Here is a 19,935-nt window from a genome sequence, read left to right on the forward strand (position 1 = left end):
TCATGTTTGTTTGGTTTTGTTGTTTTAACTTTGGTTAATTGGCTTTTCTTTCGGCGATTATTTTTTGGTCCTTGATCTTAAAGACCACAGATTTCGTGAACTCTAGTTTTCTTAGGACTTGTGACACTTTTGCATATCGAGACACTGAGCCCGAGAATTTCTTGGTTTTAAGACTTTCGTCCTGATATTCAATTTCTACGTTATACCATCTAGAAACCTGTTTCAAGATATCGGAAAGCGGTTCGTTACTGAAAACAAAAAAACCATCCTTCCATGCAACTTCATCATCAACGTCTACATCTGAGATTGTCAACTTATTATTTAATAAAGTAGATTGTTTGCCTGGTTCCAAAATTTTATTTCCGTTCCCATTTCGTATGGAGACTTTAACTGAACCTTCCAATAAAGTGGTCTTGGTGGCCATCTCATCTGTATAGGAGTTGATATTGAAATGCGTTCCCAAAACTTCTACTTCCTGTTTATCTGTTGAAACTATGAACGGATGGGCTCCGTCCTTTTCAATTTCAAAATATCCTTCTCCAGTAAGCTCTACTCTTCGGTCTTTTGATGAGGCAAATGACGCTGGATACTTTAAGGAGGAAAGCGCATTTAACCACACCTTGCTACCATCAGGGAGAACAACCGCTTGAGTTTCGCCTCTGTATGTGGTAAGTGTTTGCATCACGCCTGGTCCATTTTCGCCGCCAGCCATCCCGTATACCAGCTCACCCTGTTCGTTCTTGGTAATTGTAACTCCGCTCTCTTCTGCAACCTTTCCCTTACTGGCATCGGCGATATATATTTTCTTTCCGCTGGAAAGTGTAAGGGTAGCAGCGATCCTTCCAGGTTCGATGTCGTTCGCTGCGAACTGCTGTTCGGTTTTGTTCCTGTGCTGCTGGTAAAAATAACCTACGGTGGCAACTGCTAATGCAATGGAGGCGGCAACGGCAATTTTTGGCCAAAGTCTTGTTTTCTTATCTCCCTTCAAATAAGGTTTTAGCGCTTCGCGGCCACGGGCAATAGTCTGCTCATGATTTTCTTCGCTATAGATTACTGGCTCGTTCCCGCCAAGTTCATGCACCCAGCGTTCGAGCAGTTCTTTCTCCTTGTCGGTTGCCTGTCCGTTACGGTATTTTTCGAGAAGTTTTGATGCGTCCTTCATATAATTTTGATGGAAATAAATGATTTCAACTTGTCACTATTTACCACATTTTATAACTAAGCCGATTAACTTGACAAGTACTGTACAAAATATTTTAAAATAACTTCAATCCATTGACATTCAGTGGTTTAAATTACCATCAAAAAAATTTAATTCCAAATCATTGACCTTTTTTGTTGGTCTTATGGCTTTGTTCTGGCTATGATTTAGCTTCAGAAGCGAAATAGCATATATAGGAATATGAACAGCCCAAGTTTGGTGCGCAGGATCTTAAGGGCGCGTGTAATATGACGGCTTACGTTTTCTTCTGTTGTACCGAGTACCTCTGCGATTTCCCGATGGCTCAGGTTTTCCTTGCGGGACAGGAGGAATACTTCCTTCATCTTTGTAGGGAGTAGATCTATTTGCTTATTAATGATTTCGATGATCTCTTTTTCCCTCACGCGGTAATCGGCTTGTTCGCTGAAGTTCTTTGCGTAGGTGTCCAGCGACTGGAGATATTTGTCTTCTACCTTCTGGTGGCTGAAGATGTCTAGGATTTCATACCTAACTGCGCGGTAGAGGTAACTAGCTAGTGAGGATTCTATATTGATGGACTCATGTCGATTCCAAAGGCTTACGTAAACCTCCTGAACGACATCTTCTGCTTCCTGTCTGTTGCGCAGTTTTTTGTCGGCGTAAATGATAAGCAAATTATAGTACCTCTCGAAGATTTCCACAAATGCGTTTTTATCTCCCTGCTTGAGCAGGTCATAAAGTTCGGAGTCCTTATGGGTACTATAGATTAACATCGAATAAAAGCTGTTAACGGAATTTACCGTCAGTCTAATTTAAGAAATTTTGTTGCAGCAATGATAAATATATTTTCTTTAACGAAATGTTAAATCTTCCATGAGATATTTATTGCACATCTGGAAAGCTCAAATCGGATTTACGGAAATTCAAAAATCTTTTTGGGATGACTGGAGATTATTTTCGATTAGGAATTTTTTGTATTCGCTGAGATGCTTCAAATTTAAACCAGGAATATTCATAATTTCTTCGGGCGACAGTTCAAGTAATTGCTTTAAATTTTGGTATCCATTATTCATAAGAACCGCCTTTAATGGTTCACTGAGATTAAGTTCGGCTATCTTTCTGTTTTGCAACTCTTCCACTTTGAAGAAATATATTTTATCCAAAGATAAAACAATTTATTCAATAGTTCCTTATATTAAGGGTTATGATGTGCGGTTGTGCATAATAAGGCTGTTGATTTGTTTTGCAATATGCCTAAAGGAGTCGATCTTTCAGAGAAAAAACATATCAAGTCACCAGACATCTACCTCAAGAAGTTTGGCGAAAGAGTACGCGCCCTTAGGATTGCCAAAGGTTATTCAAGTTATGATATGTTCGCCTATGAACATGATATCAACAGAAGCCAATGGGGAAGATATGAAACCGGCAAAGATGTACGCCTTTCTTCTATTCTGCAAATCGTTTCCGTTTTTGACATGACCCTCGAAGAATTCTTCAGCGAAGGTTTTGAGGATAAATAATTTCGCTTTTTATTTTTTTAGTTAATTCAAGACTGCCTGTTACTTGATGTTTTAAACTTGCTGCCAATCAAGTTTAAACCTTTTATACGTAATGGACAGAGTTTATATCGGGAAACTGTATGCTTCGATGGAATCGGAGCTTGCGGGCATCTATGAACTTCCCGAACAATTTTCTAATTCGCTGGGCATCGTGTCATCAGCGATGCACCAGCTGCACCGGCATATTTCTTCGTCTGGTTTCTTTGGGACTGAGGAAATCGAGTTCTTCAAGGAGATCAAACCCAAATTCTACCACTGGTACATTTTTCTGGTGGAACGGCACAATGTGATAAAGGGGCTTTCTATGGGCACCGAGCATATGGCAAGGGACTACTACCTGCAGGAGCTTTCATTTATCAAACGGTTTTTTGACCAGAACGCGTTTGTCTACCAGTATTTCCTGGCGCAGGAGATATCAAAGGATGAGGAATATTTTCTGCGCTCCAATTTTGAGCCGGCTTTTGAGCGGCCGATATTTCAGCTCGAGAACTTTTCCACCAACCAGGATTATTTGTTCGCCAAGTTTATGGCCTACGAACGCTTGCAGGAATTTGTGGTGACCAGGCTCCGCGCCACTTACGTATCTGATGCCAGTACAATATTTGGCGAACTTAGTTCTGCAAAGAAACGTACCTGGACGGACGGAAAGATCAAACTGGTGGAACTTGCCTACGGGATCTATTTTATGGGCTCGGTAGATTTTGGGAAAGCAGAGATCTATGATATCATCTCTGCGCTAGAGGAAAGCTTCAACATCCATCTGGGCGTGGCTTACCGCAGGTTCGTTGAGATTTCAAGGCGAAAGTCAGAAAGCCATACCAGTTACCTTGATGCCATGCGTGCTGAAATCGTCAGGCGGATTACCGAAAAGGACCGCTACAAACCTTTTGTTCCCAAAACAAGATCCGGAGAATCTCCCGGATAAAATATCTAACTGCCTAAATGTTGTCAATCCCCCTTCCCGCTACTTTGGAATTTTGCTGCCAGTATCTGTTAGATCTTTGACATCTGGGAACGAAACATTATCCGAACAAGCTTCGGAAATTTTGCGAAGGCAGAGGTGAGAACCCCGAGCTGAAAGCGCATTGGCAGACGAGAGTCCGGGTCGTAGGACCTGACGTGAGAAGTTCCGAAAAATATAGAGGCCATTTTCAGCGGGTTGATACCGCGCTGTTTAGGGCCAGCTTAAAGGGGGGCGTTTGCCCCCTTTTGCATTTGATAACTTTTTTAACTTAATAATGTATGGCCGCCTATATCGACGCAGCAGAACTGCTCTCTGAGATTTCCATTCTGGATTTTTTAAGGCGCCTTGGGCATGAGCCTGTAAAGTATTCTGGAAACGAGCATTTTTATTTGAGCATGTTAAGGGAAGAGAAAACGGCATCGCTGTGCGTAAACGATAACCTCTCGGTATGGTTTGACCATGGAGGACCGAACAGCTCGGGCATTCGGGGCGGAAACCTGATCGACCTGGCCATCTCGTATTGGCATCCGGTAACCTATGTAGGGGCGCTCTCTAAAATCAAAGAACTTATGGAAAACACAATCAACTCTTCACATTCTATAGCTATTGGAACAAGGGAAAGGAAACGGCTGCCGGTAAAGCTGCCGCACTATAAGATTGAAAACATCAGGTCGCTTGGCACCAATGATGCGATTACCGGCTACCTGCAGCAGCGCGGGATCTGGGCAATGGCCGAAGGCCATATCCAAGAGCTTTATTATTTTGTAAGGGACGACAAGGGCGTCCAGAAAAACTTCTTCGCTGCCGGGTGGCAGAACGAGAACGGCGGCTGGGAAGTTCGTAACAAATATTTCCAGGGGTGCCTTGGGCACAAGGGGCTGAGCGTCGTCCCTGGGCGGGAGGATTCTGTTGTGGTATTTGAAGGCTTCATGGATTACCTCAGCTGGAAATACGAACACGAGGAACTTTCTCCAAGCGTGATCGTACTGAATTCCCTTTCGCTGTTGCCGGCTGGGATTAACAGGGCACGAAAGTTCGACCACATCGAAACCTATTTTGACATGGACAAAGCGGGACTGAAAGCGGCTATCGATTTTAAGCAGGCGCTCCCACAATCCAAGGATTGCAGCCCAGTTTATCTGGGCTACAAGGATTACAACGAAAAACTGATGGCCGATCTAGCAGTTCTGCGTGGAAATGTTTTCAGTCCGACTGCACACAATACCTCTATAGGTTTTGGGCAATCCCGACGTTGATTTTTGGTTTTGGTATAACCTGATATCTGTATAACTGGATATCCAGACATTCGTTTATGGGAATATCTAGTTATTGGGATATCTAAACTTGCCTTTTAACCTTGGCATAGCCAGCTATCTAAGAGTATACATATATATTAATATTTGTATGCATAGATATGTAGGTACGTTGGTATGTCTAGATATCGCAAGGCAAGAAAGTAACGTTTCGGTTGGTTGTCCTTTTAAGTGAATTGGATATGCTAATTCCCTTTCGATTTAAAAATTATGTTTTTAATGTTCGATTGGCCTTCGCCTTTTTTCTATATGCGTCCGAGGGGAATCTGCGCTAAGCGAAAAGGTGCATTTTTTTTTAATGCAGCAAGCCGAAGTTGGGCAGAGCCCTACTTTGCTTGCCCCACACGCTGCTGTGGGGATTTCAAGTATCCTCCGGGGATACTTGTCCGCGCTTTCGCGCTAGTCGGGGGAGAAATCGGGAACCTGTGCGGGAACCTTTGGATTTATTTAAGCGTTTTTTTCAGTTGGCGGTATGGAAGATCTGAATATCCGCTCGGTAAGGTTTACCGTTGCAGTGGACGAAAAATTTGAGAAGGTTGCCAGAAAGCTTGGCCGAACCAAGCGATTGCTGTTTGTCCAGATGGTGGATTATTTCTATAAGAGCAAAAAGGACCCGGTCGACTTAAACGATGAGCTGCTAAAAAATTCGCTGGTGAAAAACCACCAGCAGTACATTAGCTTTATCCGTGCGCAGGAAAATATGTTGCTCGTTCCGATCAAGGCGGAGGTGGACAGGGTTTCCAGGTCCCAGCGTGATATCATCGAGCGGTTCAATTCGGAAATCTTAAAGCACAATGCACTGTTGCTCGGCGGACAGAAGTCGCAAGGTTCTGCCATTGGTGTGATGGAAAAAACGCTCGGGCAGCTATTGAAAAAGACAAAAGATGTCGATGTGCTAAAAGCGCAGTTCCTATTTTTGTTTGAGGAATATTTGTTGGCAAGGGAATCTCTGGGGCAAAGGGCTTCGGCAAAGGAAAAACAGGAACTTGGCTCCAGGATCAAAGACCAGGTACGAATGCTCTAACCCGTTATGTATGTTCATCAGTATTACCGATAAAAAAGAAGCGGAGAACAAAGGTAGCAGTGTGACGCTTGTACATTACCTTGAAAAAGAAAACCGGACGGCTAAAAAAGCGAAGCAGGAACTTTGGTTCAATGCAGTGCGCTCAGACATTTCGGCCTATGAGGTCATGAGAAGGATCGATGATAATGTGGCCAAGCTCGGAAGAAACGATCCAAAGTTCTTTCTCATCAATATCTCACCGAGCAAAAAGGAGGTTGCTTTTCTGCTGGAACGGTTTGGAAGGGATGGCGCTAGAGAAGAACTCAAAAAGTTTACTTCTAATGTAATGGACGAATATGCCCGAAACTTTAAGCGCGATGGCATCACTGGGCGAAAGGACCTGCTATGGTATGGGAAACTGGAAGACTACCGCTACTATTCCCACACTGACCGGGAAGTAAAAAATGGCGAGAAAAAACGTGGCGAACGAAAGGATGGCGAGCAGATGCACATTCAGGTGATCGTAAGCCGAAAAGATATAAGCAATAGGATCAAGCTTTCTCCGCAGAATACCTCTAGGGGAAAAAACATCGAACATTCCAAAAAGATGGGGCAGTTTGACCGGCTGGCTTTCAAGCAGAGCGGGGAATCGGTTTTTGATGAACTCTTTGGCTTTGATAGGCAGCTGAAAGAAACCCTGGCCTTTGCCAATACGCAGAAGAACGGCAGCTTGTCCGAGCGCACCGAAATGGCCGCACGCAGTTTGGAACCAGATCTCGTGTTGCCGACATCTTCCTTGGGCGAAGAACGTGAGATTCATCTATCAGAAAATTTGGGCGAAGATTTGGACATCGAGGTGGTGGAATACTTGCCTTTGCTGAACGAATTCTCGATTGATATCTCCGATGACATTGACGATGAAGCCATTCTGGGCAGGAACCGCCATCGCAAAAGAAAAGCCCGGACCAATACCAGGTAGGTGTTTTCGGATGTGTATTTGCTTGTTGCGCGAACCTTCGCGTATTCCGTTTTATTAATTGCCACTATAACCTGCTTGTCTACTTGGTGCTTTGTGCACTTCATTCTAACCAATATCCATTCACCCTTTAACCCATTGCCTATGCTTAAACACGGAAGCCTGTTCATCGGGATCGGCGGTTTTGATATCGCCGCCAGCTGGGTGGGCTGGCAAAATGTTTTCTCCTGCGAGAAACATCCATTCTGCCGACAACTATTACACTATTACTGGCCAAACACAGCTCATTATGACGACATCTTCCAATTCAGCGCAGCTCAGTATCACCGATCAATCGACATCATCTCCGGAGGCTTTCCCTGTCAGCCCTTCAGCCAGTCCGGGCGGAGAAAGGGCACGCAGGATGACCGCTACCTCTTCCCGCAGACTGTGCGAATTATTAAGGAAGCAAGGCCCAAATGGATTGTTCTTGAAAACGTATCTGGACTGTTCAGTATTCTCGAGCCCGGAAGTCTTTCTAAGGTGGAAATCAAAGAGGTCGAGCTTTTTTGTGAGGATCTCGACCAGGTACCAAACCGTACGATCATCCGACTGCAGCGAAGGGTCATCGCCAGTATCATCTCAGAAATCCGTGCAGCAGGATACCTACTTCCCCAGCTTAAGGACGGCACACCAGTCATTCTGTGTGTTCCGGCTGCTGGTGTTGGTGCCCCGCACGCGAGAAACCGGGTCTGGTTTGTTGCCCACGCCGACGGCCTCGGAGATAACCTCGATAAAGGCAACAATCCGGACGGCCAGGGCGGGCATGCCGCTGAAATCGAGAAGAAACGAAAAGGGAAATGGCGGGCAGATTTCGCTGACGGATTTTCTGGTCTACCTTACGATAAGGGCATCCTTGAAACCTGGTCAGAGCAGTGCGGGAGAATCGCCAGCTTCTTTCCTGGGCAGGCTGCACCGGGCGCTTCCGCAACTGGGGGATTCGGTATTCCCAACTGGGAAAACTGGCCAACTCAGTCCGCGTTTTGTAGCGGAGATGATGGGTTTTCCCCTGGACTGGACGGAATTACCTTTCCGAAATGGCGGGAGGAAAGCATAAGGGCCTACGGCAATGCCATCGTTCCGCAGGTAGCGCTCGACATTTTCCGCACGATCGCATCAATTGAGGCTGCCTGCTGATAAGGGTGTGATTTGAGTTCCCTGATCTGCTGCTTTTCAAATTTTAATCACAATTACTATGGTCATACTACTCGGAAACCAGAAGGGCGGGGCGGGAAAAAGTACGCTCACGCTGCTACTGGCAAACTACCTTTCGCTGGTAAGAAAGAAAAAGGTAACGGTACTGGACATGGACTATCAGGCCTCAATTTCAGCCAAGGCCGAAAAAGCCAAAGTCCCGGAAAGCGAGCCACTGTATGAAGTCATCCCCTGCGACCTGAAAATCTATCCCGCTGTTTTCTCTACGCTAAAGGCAAATATGGATGAACTGATCATTATCGATATGCCGGGAAAAATGGACGACGATGGTCTGATCCCGGTTATCCTTTCTGCGGACCTGATCCTTTGCCCTTTCAACTACGATGAGTTTTCGGTGGATTCCACGCTGCTTTTTGCAATGGTGTGTGCCAAGCTAAATCTCACCAAAGGTATGCTTTTCATTCCCAACCGCATCAAGACCACCGTGAAATATGAAACCAAACTGGAGGTGGACAATGCGCTAAGGAAGTTCGGCACCATATTACCAGCGATCAGTGACCGGGTGGACTTTCAGCGACTGACCACTTCTCACATTCCGCTTTCCCTGCTGCCAGTAGTTATTCCAGTGCTTGACCTGGTGTTTGAATCCTACATCATGAAAGGGAACCTGCGGTGAGCAAGATCAGATCGATTGCCGATGAGATCAGGGAAAAAATCAGGGCGGAAGTCGCTTCTGAGCCTGCGGAGAAGTCGGTGCGGGAACATGTTGCGAAACCGAAATCTTCGCCTAATAAAATTGTTGGCGGCGAGGTTTCTGAAAGCCAGATCCACGATTTTTTTGAGCAGATTTCCGCCTTTCGGATGGTAGGCAGCCAGAAAATCATGATCAGGCTTGACCCTGCCAGCATGAAACTACTAAAGCAGCTGAAGTTTACCCGCGATATCGATATGACCAAGGTCATTGTATTTGCCTTTTCCAAATTTCTTTCCGACCACCACTGGCTGCACGGCTACGTGAGGGAACTACTTACAAAAACAGAAAATGAACTATGAACTGGACTGAATTTATGATGATCCTGATCGGGATCTATTTTGCCTACTATGGGCTGAACCTGGTATTTGACCTATTGAACTCTGGAGATCGGCCAAAGCCCAGCCACGAAGATGAAGGGGTGCTGCATTTTACGGGGGATGAACCCGAACTGATCATTCCGGCAAAGGAAGGCTTACAGGTTGCAAGTGATGCGGTTGAACCTGAGCCTCCTAGTGGAAATCCTTTTACCTCATCGGGACTGATTTCCAGCGGGACGGCGAGCCTGAAGCAGCTGTTTGAACTGGCCAAAGATGACCTGATCGAATATACCAAGGCCATTTCCTATTAGCACCTGGGTTTATGCGCCGCTTTACTTGTTTTTTTATCTTATGGCTGAGCCTACTGCTTCCATTATTTGGCTATGGCCAGCCAGGTATCTCGGATTTTTACCAGGCCTCCTCCGAGGTCCGCCACTGGTACTTTGCGCTTTCTGACCTGGTACTGGTGCTGGGCGCCATTGCGGGGCTGATTGGTGGACTGCGCGTCTATACCAACTGGCAATCGGGCAGGCACCACATCGATGCGCAGGTAATGGCCTGGTTTTTTTCCTGCCTGTTCCTTGCTCTGGTGGGCACTTTTCTAAAAGGGCTGTTCGGCCTTTGATTTTAATTTTTATTCTTTAACACCATTTATTTTATGACAGCAAAACAGAAAAAACTGTTTTCTCTTGGCCTCGCTATGGTTTTAGCGGGGCATTCTTTTGCGCAGACCGCTGGCGGTACGACCGGCATCAATGCCGCCACCTCTTCGCTTACCAGTTACGTGGATCCGATTTCCACGCTCACCCTTGCCATTGGTGCCGTTGTCGGGATCATAGGGGGCGTGCGCGTGTACATCAAATGGAACTCTGGCGACCAGGATATCAACAAGGATATCATGGGCTGGGGCGGCTCCTGCCTTTTTTTGGTACTGGTTTCGGTATTCATCAAGGCGTTCTTTGGGGTTTGATGCAAAGTTTTTCCATATACAAGGGGCTCGATCTGCCCCTTGTATATCGCGGTTTCAAGGGAAAATTCATCTACTATGGGATCGGCTCGCTAGCAGCAGCGCTGGTACTGGGCGGCCTATCGGGCGCACTATTTGGCATGTATGCCGGAGGCTTTATCACAATCGCCACTATTGCAGGCGGACTGTTTTTTACTTTCCAGAAACAGAAGAACGGCCTTCACGACAAGACCCGCAGCAGGGGCATATTTATCCATCCCACTAACCTAAAGCTAAGCCATGCAAAAAGAAAAGAAAACAGCATTTGAGCTGCCCTTTGCAGGCATCGACCGTTACGGGGACCTCGCGCTGCTGTACGGATCGGGCGGGGATTTTTCGGTGGTGATGCAGGTATCCAACCCGGTGCTGCAGTACTGCGCTGATGGGGAAAGCTATGCAGGGTTCCAGAACATTATGCTCAACGCCATTAAGATCCTGGGCGAAGGGCACATCATCCAAAAGCAGGATGTATTTATAAGAAAGCAGTACAAGGGAAGAGCGGAAAAGGGATTTTTGCAAAAGAAATACCATGAACATTTTTCCGGCAGGGAATTTACCGAACTAAGGACCTACTTTGTGGTGACCCGCCAGGTAAAGCGCAAGGCCTTTTACACCTATGATAAAAAGATACTTGCGGATTTTGCCCATTGCATCGAAAAGCTTTTTGACCTGTTCACTGGCGCTGGACTTCGTCCAATATACCTCGAGGAAACCGAAATCAACCACTATGTGACAAGGATCCTTGGGATGGAGTTTGCAAGTCCCAGCCTAGCGCTTGATAACCTGCGCTGCAGCGATGAACAACTGTTCATTGGCCCCAGGGCAGTTAAATGCATCAGCCTGATCAATACCGATTCCATTGACCTTCCGGAAAAGGTAGCCCCATTTACCTTTAGGCAGGATATCAAGGGGGTAAAGGATTTTCCAGCCGATAACCTCACTTTTTTGTTCAACGTGCCCGGTTACAGCTCAATCATTTATAACCAGCTGATCGAAATCCCCGCGCAGCAGATGACTCTGCAAAAACTGACGCTCAAGCGCAAACGCCATTCTGGGATTCCAGATCCAGCGAACCTGTTATGCGTAGAGGATATCGACCGGCTGCTCTCGGACGTGGCCAGGGATAACCAGCTGTTGGTTCATGCGCATTACTCCATTATTGTTGCAGCCGACAGGGAAAAGATCGGCAAGGCGGTAAACTTCATCGAAGCATCGCTTTTCCAGCAGGGCATTATCCCTTCTAGAAACGCCTATAACCAGCTTGAACTGTTCCGCTGCGCAATGCCGGGAAACGGGATAGAGCTGAAGAAGTACGACTGGTTTTTGACTACCGCCGATGCTGCACTGTGCTTTTTCTTCAAGGAATCGCTGATCACCGACGATCCCTCGGATTTCCTGCTGTACTTCACCGACCGCCAGGGTACTCCGGTTGCCATTGATATCTCCGATCTGCCCATGCAGACCGGACGGCTAAAAAATAGAAACCGCTTCATTTTAGGCGGGTCGGGAACGGGAAAGAGCTATTGCGTTAATAACATTGTCCAGCAGTACCTTGGCTACAATATGGACGTGGTGATTGTAGATGTTGGTCATTCCTACTCCGGTCTTTGCGGTACCTATGGCGGAAAGTACATCACCTATTCGGAAGAAAAGCCGATCACGATGAATCCCTTTTCTATCGAGGAATCCGAATACAACATTGAAAAAAAGGATTTTCTGATTACCCTGATCTGCCTGTTATGGAAGGGGGCCGATGGCAGCGTGAGTACGATTGAACGCGACGTGATCGCGCAGGTGATTTCGGCCTACTATGGGGATTATTTCGGGCAGCCCTTGCCAAGTGTGGAACAGCTCGACTTTAACTCGTTTTATGAATTTGCATTGAAAAAGATCCCGGATATCAAGCAGCAGGAGCAGATTCCGTTTGACCTGGAAGAATTCCGCTTCGTACTGAAAAAGTTCTACCGGGGCGGAGAATTTGATACCATTTTGAACGACGCAGCCGACCAGTCGCTTTTCAGCGAACCTTTCATTGTCTATGAAATCGACGCGGTGCAGGAAAACAAGGTGCTTTTTCCCATCGTTACGCTCATTATCATGGATCTATTTATCCAGAAGATGCGCCATCGTACCAGCCGCCGCAAGGCGCTGATCTTGGAAGAAGCCTGGCGTGCAATCTCTTCGCCGCTGATGAGCCATTTTCTATTGTACCTGAACAAAACGGTAAGGAAATTCTGGGGAGAGATCATTGAGGTCACCCAGGAAGTTGGCGACATTATGGGAAATCCCATTATAAAGGACAGTATCATCAATAATTCTGATACCGTCATCCTGCTCCAGCAGAAGGAGGCCGACCTTAGAAAGGTTGCCGAACTGCTTTCGATCAGCGACATCGAGTTGCGCAAGATCCTCACCATCAATCGGCTGGATAACCGGGAAGGCCGCTCCAGGTTCAATGAGTTCTATATCCGAAGGGGAACGGTTGGTGAGGTATATGGCGTAGAAGTGAGCATGTACCACCACCTTGCCTTCACTACCGAAAAGCCGGAAAAAAATGCACTGGAAACCTATGTGGAAAGGCTGGGCAACTATTTTGATGCCATTTCGGCTATGGTAAAAGACCTAGAAGCTTCCGGCCTCAGCCTGCCCGCGTTCGTTGCACAGGTAAACTCAAAACTTAACATTCAATAATTATTATGTACAGACTGATCATTATGTTAGCGCTCGTTTTAGCGCAAGGCATCTGCCGCGGACAGATTTACGTGGATCCCACAACAGCTGGGGCCATGGCGGTACATTCCTCTGTGATCAACGGGCAACTGAACAAAACCAATGACAACCTCACGCTGATACAGCGCGGACAACTGGCGGTGACCGGGCAACTGGTGATCGTAAACGACCTTCAGGCTACCATCTATAAGGGGCTTTCTGAGGTTTCTGGGATCATGCGCTCGCTACTTGCCGTTCAGGATATCTATGAGATTTCTGAAGATATAGTAACCGACGTGAACAAGGCCATTGGCATTGCCCAGCAGAACCCAGCGCTATTGCTTTTTGCAGAGGGCGGTGCGCGTGAATTCAAATCAAGGGCCACCAATCTGGCAGTAGAGGTAAGCTCTTTTGTGCTGAAAAGTGGAAAGGAGGCGCTGATGGACTCGGGCGAGCGGGCAAAACTGTTGAACCGGATCGTGACCGAACTGACCATACTGCAAGGGGTCGCATACGGGATGTACCGCTGCATGTACTGGGCGCAGCAAAGGGGATTTTGGAATTCGCTGAATCCCTACTCAGGGTTTATCAATATCGATAAGCGCATTGCAGATGATATCATCAGGAACATGAAAATGCTTAAACCATGAGAAGATTGCTTATGATACTGCTGCTGTTGGGATTAGTATTTCCCTCAGCAGCGCAGTTGAACGTTGAGCTACTGCACCAACTTGTTGCCGAAAGCAAATCCGAACACCAGAGGCAGGCGGAGGCACGGACCAACCAGGGCCTGACGACAACTAACGAATCGGTAAACAAAACTGCGCTCACCAGGCTAAAGGAAAAGTACAGAGATATCCAGAGCCGTTTTAAGACTTTGGGGCTTGCGATTTCCACAGCACAAATTGGACTAGAAGCTTACCCGATTGTATCGGACATTATTGTGCAACAGGGAATCATCTTTGACATCTGTAGTTCCCAGCCGCTGTTATTGCCACTTGCCGTTGAAACCGAAGCGGATATCGGCGACCGTGCCTATAGGTTATTGAACTACCTGTATGGCCTGGCCCTTGTAGCGGGTGACCTCAACCAGATGAAGTCTGCTGATAGGAAAATGCTGTTCTCATTTGTGGTAACTGAACTTAGGGCCATTTCAGGAGCATCAAGGGGACTTGCATCGACACTTTCCTATGCCAGTAGAAAAAAGGCGATGGATTCGCTTAACCCTTTTTCAGGGTTTATCAACCAGGACAAAGCGATTATCGATAAGATCATGGAACGCGCAAAACAACTTGGCCAATGATGAAGAACATTATTTTACCTTTTCTACTGGCCTTGGCAATTTCAGGCTTTGGCCAGCGGGTAGTTTTTGACAGGAACCATTTTAACATCGTGAACGAAAACGGAGCGGTAAGACTGGCCGCTGAAAATACCCACAACTCCTACCTGAATACCATCAACAACCGGCTGAACGATATCAACGTCAACCTTTCTTCTGTTGTGCTCGTGCAGAACATGATCTTAAGCTCCCTTGCGCAGGTGGACGGAGCGCTACGCCATGCCATTGCGGTAAGGCAGATTGGGGAAATCTGTGATGATATATTTAGTGAAAGCAACGAACTGGTCCAAATGGCTAGGGACAACCCTGCGCTTTTGCTTTTTGCCGAAGATGTAGCAAGGCAGCTCAAGGACAGGGGCGTAAGGCTTGCTACGGAAGTTTCCTCATTTGTGCTAAAGGAGGGAGAAAATGTGCTGATGGATTTTGAAAAGCGCGATGCGCTATTGAAAAAGATTGCCCTGGAGCTCCGCGTCATGCGGGCACTGGTATTCAGCATGAAAAAATCCATGTACTGGGCGCGGGTAAATGGCATTCTAAAAACGGCCAATCCATTTCGTTTTTATATCAACCAGGATAAATGGCTGGTGGACGAGATTATCAGAAAGTACAATCTACTTAAAAACTAAACCTTATGAAAAAACTGCTTTTGCTCCTGGCGCTATTGCCACTGGCCGTTCCGGTCTTTTCCCAAAAGAAGATCCGCGACAAACATATCACCCACCAGCAGGAACGCATGGTGTTCAAACAGTGGGACGAAGACCTTTTTACCCCGACCCCTGGCTTTTTATGGCTCAACCCGGAGTACTGGATCACCTGGGCACTGCATCCCAATTATCCAGATACTGACCTGCGTCCCTTGGGGCCTATAGGTCCCCAGACCCAGCGGCTGGCGCTAGTCGCTGCCATGCAGTCTACTGATAATGCCTATAAACTTCAGGCCGATACGATCAGGGGCCTTGCTACAACAGAATTGCTGAACTACGCAGGGGCTGTTTCTTCGGTAGACCCTCTTTGGATCCTGTTCTATAGCAGGGAGTTTGAGCCGCTGATCTCTAATGAGGATTCGCAGGTTCTAGCCGGGCTAAGCCCAAGGGAAAAAGATTACCTGGTCTCTTCTGGCGCCTATGGCTGGTTCGTTGAAGAATCCCATGCGCTTTTGGAACGCCTGCAGGCTGCACGGAATACTACTATGGACAGGGGTTCCAGGATATTGGCCTATCACCGGATGCTAGAAGAATACCGAAAACTAAAGGCCACCTGGGAGGACAAAAAACAAAGGGCAAAGCTTTACCTTTCTTTGCGCGATAAAAACCAGGCGGTAAAGAAAAACAATGTGCCGCTAAAGCAGTCTTCGGGCAAAAAGACCGACAAGCAGATTGCCGAAGATATCCTAAAGGCATCCAAACTCTAAATTTTATTCTGTTATGCTAGATAAGCTATTCGCCGGCACTGCCGGCTTTTTTGTGCAATCTGCTCCCGTTGATGTTCCCGATTCGTTTCGGGATACCTTTAATTTCCTTCAGGGAAATGGGGTCTACGAGGAAGGCACGATGCACTTTTTAAAGGAAATGAAGAACACAATATGGACGCATTACGATGCCTTCATTGCCGATGCGCAGGCGCTTTGCGCGATTTTTATGCTCATTTTCTTTGCGATCAAAAGCTATGAGATGATCTCTGGCGACAAGAAACTGGAGGTCATGCCGCTACTGCGTCCCTTTGCGCTGGTGATGGTAATCTTATGGTGGCCGACCTTTACCCGGGTGGTGGCGTATCCGACGGACCTAGTTGCGGCAAAGACCGAGGCGATGTTCGACGGTAGCCAGACGGTGGTCAATGACCTGCGCATCCAAAGGGCAAAGCTGATGGTGGAACTGGCCGACCAGTTGCTGACCGTTCAGGCGCAGACCGAAACGGCCAAACAGGAAGCCGATACCTGGTACGAAAACGCTTGGGAGTCGGTAAAATCTTCTGTAAAGGAAGGCTTTAGCGAGGTATGGAACCCCATTGTCGAAATGCGCAACCGCCTGCAGGTTGGGCTCCAGCTACTGGCCACTTCTTTGGTAGAAACCCTTGCGATCTGGATACTGCGGATTGCGGTGTACGTAATATTTATCATCCAGATCATCTTTTCTACGATACTGATTATCCTAGGTCCGTTTTCGGTGGCGGTGAGTATCCTTCCCGCATTCAGGGATTCCTTTACTACCTGGATTGCCCGGTTTATTTCGGTAAACCTGTATTCGGGCATCGCTTACCTTGTGATGTACGTGGCCTCGTTATTTCAGCATTATGCGATGGAGGCCGAGATTACCCGTTATCAGGAACTGGTGGGAACCTCGGGCGCGGACATGGAAAAACTAAGCGTATTCGCAGGTAATGGGCTACTTTCCTTTGGGATCGTCGTGGGCACCTTTGTCATCGGGGCCCTTACGATGCTGACCGTTCCGAGCATTTCCACCTGGATTGTTTCCACCTCGGGTATCAGTTCTGCCGCAAGTTCAATGGGACGTGGCGCGTCGACTATGGGAAGAATGGCAGCTGGGGCAATGGGGGGAGGACATTAGATGATCATCAAAAACATTGAATCCAAGATCCGCCTGGCCAGTTTTCTGTGCCTGGCCAGTTTCCTGCTCTCTTTTTCCATCAGCGCGACCGTTTCGTTTTTTGCCTTCAGGCAGGTAAGCGAGGCGCGAAAGAGCATCTACATTTTATCCGATGGACAGATTCCGGTGGCTGCTAAACAGACCGATATCATGGTGAACAGGGCCGCGGAATATAAGGCCGATATCGCACGGTTCCATTCGCTGTTCTTTTCGCTTACTCCTGATGAAAAGTTCATCGAATACCAGATGAAGCAGGCCATGTACCTAGTTGATGAAAGTGGCGCGATGCAATACGCGAACTTAAAGGAACGCAGTTTTTTCAGCTCCATCCTTTCTTCTTCTGCCGTGCTGACCATCCGCACTGATTCTATTTTCCTGGATGAGCACCGGAAATATTTCCGCTATTACGGCACCCAGAAGATAGACCGCAGGAGCTCTGTTGTTACCCGTTCGCTGGTGACCGAAGGCTATCTGCAGGACCTGGAACAGCGGAGCGAAAACAATCCCCATGCGGTGCTGATCACCAGATGGAAAACCCTAGAAAATAAAGACAAAGAAAATGTTCAGAAAAATTCATTCTAAAAACCCTGCCACAGGACTTGGGGCAGCGATGATGGAGGCATTTGGCTCTAGACTGTCTGTGCTAGGATGTCGCTTTCGCTGTCTCTGCCAGCGGCATCCCAAAAAGATATATGCCCTGATGGTTTTTTTGATGGCCGGATCCATGGTGCTCTGCTTTAGCATCATGCGACTGGAAGACCCGGTCTACACCAAAAACGTAGTTAGCCCCGTAAAGGTGGCAGGCTCCAGTGCGGGAAATATAGGATCGACCATCGACAAGCTCCAGCGGATAATGGCGCTGCAGACCGAACTTCAGGCACTATCGAAAAAGGATTCGCTTACCAGAGCGGACAGCATCCGCTTTTCAATGATGCTAAATGAAATCAGGCAATTAACCTCAAGCAAAAAATAAAGATGAAAATAGATGTTAAAAAACCAAGGTATGTACTGCCACTGGTACTTTTGCCCTTTATCTGTCTCCTTTTTTACGCCTATAAATCTGGGCCGGGTAAGGAAACGGTAAAAGTGGCCGGAGGAGATTCCCTTCAGACCCAGATTGCCCAGGTCTCTGAAAAAGTCCAGAAAGAGGGCCTATCGGATAAGCTCGACGCCTTTAGGGACAAGTTCAAAAAGGGTGATGGCTATACTGCTGTGGGGGGCATAGCTGAAGAGAACCTGACCGTCACCACTCCGGGAAGCCTTTACAATGAACGCGAAAAACGTATGCTGGATTCCATTGATGAGGCCATGAAGCGGAGGTTTTCTCCCGTGGCCGGTAATACCGCAGCAAGACAAACTCAGTCTACCAAAATCCCTAGCCGCGCATCCTATTCCAAACTTGACCAGGACAGGGCATTGGCACTGGCGCTTTCCAAGTTAAATGCCCCCCAGAATCCGAAAAGGGAAAAACTGCCACTGCAAACGCAGTCAGATCCCATGCAGTTATTCCGTCAACAAATGGCACTGGTAGACAGCATGGGAAAGGCGAATGACCCAGAGTTCAGGGCAAAAAAAGAAAGGGAACGTTTGGCCTCGCTAAAAGCCATATCTCCACCTGTTAAACCACTGGCGGTGAGAAAAGCAGAAAATGGGGACGGCGCCTTTAACACCGTGATGCCGGAAAAATTCCAAACCCCGCTGTCTGCGGTGATCGATCAGGACATTACCGGATTCTCGGCCTCTAGGCTCCGCATCAGGCTACTGGACGATATGCTCATCGGTAAAAGACTGGTCAATAAGGGTATGTTCCTATATGCGGTGATCTCCGGATTCTCTGGCCAGCGCGTGCTGCTTTCGGTGAACAGCGTGTTTGTTTCCGGAGAGATTTTTCCGGTAAAACTGGACATCTACGACAACGACGGCCTGCCAGGCATTTATGTTCCCGCGTCTGCCTTTCGGGAATTTACCAGAGACCTTGGCGGCTCTTCGGTTTCTGGGATCAACCTCGAACAATCGGAAAACAATAACCAATTGGTGATGGGGGTACTGGGCAAGATGTTCCAGTCCACTACTACCGCGGTAAACAAACTGATCCGTTCCAATAAGGCCAAGCTCAAGTACAATACCATGGTCTATTTGATAGACCCCAATGAACTCAAATCAAAACAGAACCAATTGCAATAAAGAAATATTATGAAAAAATACCTGCTGATCCTTTTAACCTGCTTCTATTATCTTGGCACGCTGGCGCAGGGGACCGACACGCTTCCGCTCATCGGCCTGTCCAGAAATGCGACGCTGCATTTTGTTTCCCCTGAAAACATCTCCTATGTGGATATTTCTACCGCTGCACTAAAGGGAGATCTGCCGCTAAAGAATATCCTGCGCGTAAAGATTTCTACCGATTCGGCATCCAGGATCGTAAACAATGCCGACGCAGGCATTCTCACCATTGTGGGGGAAACCTTCATCGCCCAGTATCGCATCTATTTTCTGCCCACATGGGAAAGCTCTGGTAAACCTACTGTTGTAGATATTTTGCCAGGCCACTGTAGACCGGTTGTAGCGGGCACTGAAATGCCGATGGCCGACCTGAAATCCCATGCGCTTTCCTTGCTCAAAAACCGAAATGTCTTGGCTTTGAGAAAGGAAGAAAAGTACGGGATCTCGGTTTCACTAAAACAGCTGTTCACCGCTGGCGATTACATTTTTTTTGACCTGAACCTTGAAAACTCGACCAATCTGCCCTTTGACATCGATGCGCTCTCTTTTAGCATCGATGATAAAAAGATTACCAAGGCGACCAATGTACAGTCGATAACTGTGGAACCGGTTTTCCAGCTCTACCAGAGGGACCGTTTTAAAAAGAACTTCCGCAATATCTACGTGCTAAAAAAACTGAGCTACCCGGAGAACAAGCTGCTGAGCATTTCGTTAAAAGAAAAACAGGTTTCCGGGCGCAATCTGGTACTGCAGGTTCCTTACAAAGACATTTTAAGGGCCGACACATTCTAG

Annotated in this window: 25 protein-coding genes; 22 read left to right on the forward strand and 3 right to left on the reverse strand. The window is 47.3% G+C overall.

Features of this window, described 5'->3' with window-relative positions; genetic code table 11:
* Positions 1–34 precede the first annotated feature (34 nt).
* The 3 genes from AC07YT_RS04040 to AC07YT_RS04050 all read right to left on the reverse strand — a co-directional run bounded on the left by AC07YT_RS04040 (position 35) and on the right by AC07YT_RS04050 (position 2,319).
* Complete coding sequence (locus AC07YT_RS04040) at positions 35–1,162, reverse strand: FecR family protein (RefSeq protein WP_086548380.1); 1,128 nt, start codon at positions 1,160–1,162, stop codon at positions 35–37.
* 212 nt (positions 1,163–1,374) lie between these two features.
* Positions 1,375–1,953: an RNA polymerase sigma factor gene (locus AC07YT_RS04045; protein WP_086548381.1), complete on the reverse strand. Its 579-nt coding sequence runs from the start codon at positions 1,951–1,953 to the stop codon at positions 1,375–1,377.
* Between the two features lie 150 nt (positions 1,954–2,103).
* Positions 2,104–2,319, reverse strand: a complete 216-nt coding sequence (locus AC07YT_RS04050; RefSeq protein WP_494945184.1) for a DNA-directed RNA polymerase subunit alpha C-terminal domain-containing protein — start codon at positions 2,317–2,319, stop codon at positions 2,104–2,106.
* A 111-nt stretch (positions 2,320–2,430) separates the two neighbouring features.
* Between AC07YT_RS04050 and AC07YT_RS04055 the strand changes: the two genes are divergently transcribed.
* The 22 genes from AC07YT_RS04055 to AC07YT_RS04160 all read left to right on the forward strand — a co-directional run bounded on the left by AC07YT_RS04055 (position 2,431) and on the right by AC07YT_RS04160 (position 19,935).
* Positions 2,431–2,700, forward strand: a complete 270-nt coding sequence (locus AC07YT_RS04055; protein ID WP_086548383.1) for a helix-turn-helix domain-containing protein — start codon at positions 2,431–2,433, stop codon at positions 2,698–2,700.
* Between the two features lie 91 nt (positions 2,701–2,791).
* Entirely contained in the window at positions 2,792–3,664 is an 873-nt protein-coding gene (locus AC07YT_RS04060) for an RteC domain-containing protein (protein WP_086548384.1), read from the forward strand.
* Positions 3,665–3,981: 317 nt separating this feature from the next.
* On the forward strand, positions 3,982–4,959 hold the full coding sequence (locus AC07YT_RS04065) for a DUF8464 domain-containing protein (protein ID WP_086548385.1): 978 nt from the start codon (positions 3,982–3,984) through the stop codon (positions 4,957–4,959).
* A 529-nt stretch (positions 4,960–5,488) separates the two neighbouring features.
* Positions 5,489–6,040: a BfmA/BtgA family mobilization protein gene (locus tag AC07YT_RS04070; protein WP_086548386.1), complete on the forward strand. Its 552-nt coding sequence runs from the start codon at positions 5,489–5,491 to the stop codon at positions 6,038–6,040.
* A 10-nt stretch (positions 6,041–6,050) separates the two neighbouring features.
* A complete protein-coding gene (locus AC07YT_RS04075) occupies positions 6,051–6,998 on the forward strand; it encodes a DUF5712 family protein (RefSeq protein ID WP_086548387.1) in 948 nt (315 codons plus the stop codon).
* Positions 6,999–7,139: 141 nt separating this feature from the next.
* Positions 7,140–8,171 carry a DNA cytosine methyltransferase gene (locus tag AC07YT_RS04080; protein WP_086548388.1) on the forward strand — a complete coding sequence of 344 codons (1,032 nt, stop codon included), beginning with the start codon at positions 7,140–7,142 and terminating at the stop codon, positions 8,169–8,171.
* A gap of 58 nt (positions 8,172–8,229) precedes the next feature.
* Positions 8,230–8,865 carry a ParA family protein gene (locus AC07YT_RS04085; RefSeq protein ID WP_086548389.1) on the forward strand — a complete coding sequence of 212 codons (636 nt, stop codon included), beginning with the start codon at positions 8,230–8,232 and terminating at the stop codon, positions 8,863–8,865.
* On the forward strand, positions 8,862–9,242 hold the full coding sequence (locus AC07YT_RS04090) for a hypothetical protein (RefSeq protein WP_086548390.1): 381 nt from the start codon (positions 8,862–8,864) through the stop codon (positions 9,240–9,242). The genes AC07YT_RS04085 and AC07YT_RS04090 overlap by 4 nt, the downstream gene beginning before the upstream one ends.
* On the forward strand, positions 9,239–9,571 hold the full coding sequence (locus tag AC07YT_RS04095) for a hypothetical protein (RefSeq protein ID WP_086548391.1): 333 nt from the start codon (positions 9,239–9,241) through the stop codon (positions 9,569–9,571). Before AC07YT_RS04090 ends, AC07YT_RS04095 begins: the two co-directional genes overlap by 4 nt.
* Before the next feature lie 11 nt (positions 9,572–9,582).
* Positions 9,583–9,885 carry a DUF4134 family protein gene (locus AC07YT_RS04100; protein ID WP_086548392.1) on the forward strand — a complete coding sequence of 101 codons (303 nt, stop codon included), beginning with the start codon at positions 9,583–9,585 and terminating at the stop codon, positions 9,883–9,885.
* 33 nt (positions 9,886–9,918) lie between these two features.
* On the forward strand, positions 9,919–10,230 hold the full coding sequence (locus AC07YT_RS04105) for a DUF4134 domain-containing protein (protein WP_086548393.1): 312 nt from the start codon (positions 9,919–9,921) through the stop codon (positions 10,228–10,230).
* Positions 10,230–10,535, forward strand: coding sequence for a DUF4133 domain-containing protein (locus AC07YT_RS04110; RefSeq protein ID WP_086548394.1), 306 nt, complete (start codon positions 10,230–10,232; stop codon positions 10,533–10,535). The genes AC07YT_RS04105 and AC07YT_RS04110 overlap by 1 nt, the downstream gene beginning before the upstream one ends.
* Positions 10,507–12,957, forward strand: a complete 2,451-nt coding sequence (locus AC07YT_RS04115; RefSeq protein ID WP_086548395.1) for a TraG family conjugative transposon ATPase — start codon at positions 10,507–10,509, stop codon at positions 12,955–12,957. The genes AC07YT_RS04110 and AC07YT_RS04115 overlap by 29 nt, the downstream gene beginning before the upstream one ends.
* 5 nt (positions 12,958–12,962) lie before the next feature.
* The gene (locus AC07YT_RS04120; RefSeq protein WP_086548396.1) at positions 12,963–13,625 is read left to right on the forward strand and encodes a hypothetical protein; all 663 of its coding nucleotides are present in this window, start codon (positions 12,963–12,965) and stop codon (positions 13,623–13,625) included.
* Complete coding sequence (locus AC07YT_RS04125) at positions 13,622–14,278, forward strand: hypothetical protein (protein WP_086548397.1); 657 nt, start codon at positions 13,622–13,624, stop codon at positions 14,276–14,278. The genes AC07YT_RS04120 and AC07YT_RS04125 overlap by 4 nt, the downstream gene beginning before the upstream one ends.
* Positions 14,275–14,940, forward strand: a complete 666-nt coding sequence (locus AC07YT_RS04130) for a hypothetical protein (RefSeq protein WP_086548398.1) — start codon at positions 14,275–14,277, stop codon at positions 14,938–14,940. Before AC07YT_RS04125 ends, AC07YT_RS04130 begins: the two co-directional genes overlap by 4 nt.
* Before the next feature lie 5 nt (positions 14,941–14,945).
* Positions 14,946–15,725 (forward strand): hypothetical protein, encoded by a 780-nt coding sequence (locus tag AC07YT_RS04135; RefSeq protein WP_086548399.1) that lies wholly within the window; start codon positions 14,946–14,948, stop codon positions 15,723–15,725.
* Positions 15,726–15,738: 13 nt separating this feature from the next.
* A complete protein-coding gene (locus AC07YT_RS04140; RefSeq protein ID WP_086548400.1) occupies positions 15,739–16,881 on the forward strand; it encodes a TraJ family protein in 1,143 nt (380 codons plus the stop codon).
* Positions 16,882–17,502, forward strand: coding sequence for a conjugative transposon protein TraK (traK, locus tag AC07YT_RS04145; RefSeq protein WP_494945177.1), 621 nt, complete (start codon positions 16,882–16,884; stop codon positions 17,500–17,502).
* Positions 17,480–17,893 (forward strand): hypothetical protein, encoded by a 414-nt coding sequence (locus tag AC07YT_RS04150; RefSeq protein WP_145954287.1) that lies wholly within the window; start codon positions 17,480–17,482, stop codon positions 17,891–17,893. Before traK ends, AC07YT_RS04150 begins: the two co-directional genes overlap by 23 nt.
* Before the next feature lie 2 nt (positions 17,894–17,895).
* Positions 17,896–19,104: a conjugative transposon protein TraM gene (locus tag AC07YT_RS04155; protein ID WP_086548402.1), complete on the forward strand. Its 1,209-nt coding sequence runs from the start codon at positions 17,896–17,898 to the stop codon at positions 19,102–19,104.
* Between the two features lie 9 nt (positions 19,105–19,113).
* Entirely contained in the window at positions 19,114–19,935 is an 822-nt protein-coding gene (locus AC07YT_RS04160) for a DUF4138 domain-containing protein (protein ID WP_086548403.1), read from the forward strand.

Source organism: Pedobacter sp. GW460-11-11-14-TSB4 (genome assembly GCF_059423705.1).